The organism is Streptomyces coacervatus (assembly GCF_029223485.1).
Lineage (GTDB): Bacteria > Actinomycetota > Actinomycetes > Streptomycetales > Streptomycetaceae > Streptomyces > Streptomyces coacervatus.
In genome coordinates this window covers 1-710 of sequence record NZ_JARHTP010000073.1, presented here as the reverse complement: position 1 = coordinate 710, position 710 = coordinate 1, and the positions used below count along the sequence as shown (strand labels likewise).

The window sequence follows — 710 nt, the reverse complement described above, 5'->3', positions numbered from 1 at the left end:
GCAGAGACAACCAGGAGGTTGGCTTAGAAGCAGCCACCCTTGAAAGAGTGCGTAATAGCTCACTGGTCTAGTGATTCCGCGCCGACAATGTAGCGGGGCTCAAGCGTACCGCCGAAGTCGTGTCATTCACACAACAGCCCCAACGGGTGTGTGGATGGGTAGGGGAGCGTCGTGTGCCGGGTGAAGCAGCGCCGGAAGGCAGTTGTGGACGGTTCACGAGTGAGAATGCAGGCATGAGTAGCGATTCACACGTGAGAAACGTGTGCGCCGATTGACTAAGGGTTCCTGGGTCAAGCTGATCTGCCCAGGGTAAGTCGGGACCTAAGGCGAGGCCGACAGGCGTAGTCGATGGATAACCGGTTGATATTCCGGTACCCGCTGTGAAGCGTCAAACATCGAACCAGGCGATGCTAAGTCCGTGAAGCCGCCCCGGAGCCTTCGGGCAAGGGGGAGTGGTGGAGCCGACGGACCAGACTTGCAGTAGGTGAGTGATGGGGTGACGCAGGAAGGTAGTCCAGCCCGGGCGGTGGTTGTCCCGGGGTAAGGGTGTAGGCCGTGCGACAGGCAAATCCGTCGCACATGGGGCTGAGACCTGATGCCGAGCCGATTGTGGTGAAGTGGATGATCCTATGCTGTCGAGAAAAGCCTCTAGCGAGTTTCATGGCGGCCCGTACCCTAAACCGACTCAGGTGGTCAGGTAGAGAATACCG

1 rRNA gene is annotated in these 710 nt (G+C 58.9%); it reads left to right on the top strand.

Annotated elements, in window-relative coordinates:
* A 23S ribosomal RNA gene (locus tag P2Q00_RS50630) occupies positions 1–710 on the top strand; the annotation flags it as partial.